1 protein-coding gene is annotated in these 483 nt (G+C 68.3%); it reads right to left on the minus strand.

Annotated elements, in window-relative coordinates; all coding sequences use genetic code 11:
* A partial coding sequence (locus ACTJI6_RS24255) for a hypothetical protein (protein ID WP_440804356.1) occupies positions 1–442 on the minus strand: 442 nt, incomplete at its 3' end.
* Positions 443–483 lie beyond the last annotated feature (41 nt).

Raw genomic sequence — 483 nt, forward strand, 5'->3', positions numbered from 1 at the left:
CAAGGCGCTTCTTGTCGGCAAGCAGCACGTAGAGCTGGCGGCCGTGGCCAGTCAGGCTGTGGGCGGCGCGGGCCTCGATCTTGGCGAAGTTCTGCGGGCTGCGGAGGGCGTGGACACCGGCGGGCGGGATCAGCGCCCGCACCATTGAGCCGCCCTGGGTAATCTTCCATTCGGCCAGCAGGACTGCGCCCCATGGATCGCCCCGCCACTCGCCGCTGAGCTGCACCCCGGTCAGACGCATCAGGCACTCGCGGAGCCAGACGTTATCGTTGCGGCCGTCCTCGCCGCGCAGCAGCCGCGAGGGGACTTCCAGCCAGACGCTGTTGTCCACCTCGGCGGGGATGCGGGCGGCGTCGAGCGCCGAGGCCAGTTCCCAGATGGCAGAGACCATGGCCGGGGTCAGCGGCTTGTCGGATCGGAGCGCAACGGCGCTGCTGGGCACGGTGATTTCCCTCATTAGTGGAGACTATATCTGAGCGCTCT

The sequence above is a fragment of the Paracoccus sp. 22332 genome, from assembly GCF_052045125.1.
GTDB lineage: Bacteria > Pseudomonadota > Alphaproteobacteria > Rhodobacterales > Rhodobacteraceae > Paracoccus > Paracoccus haematequi_A.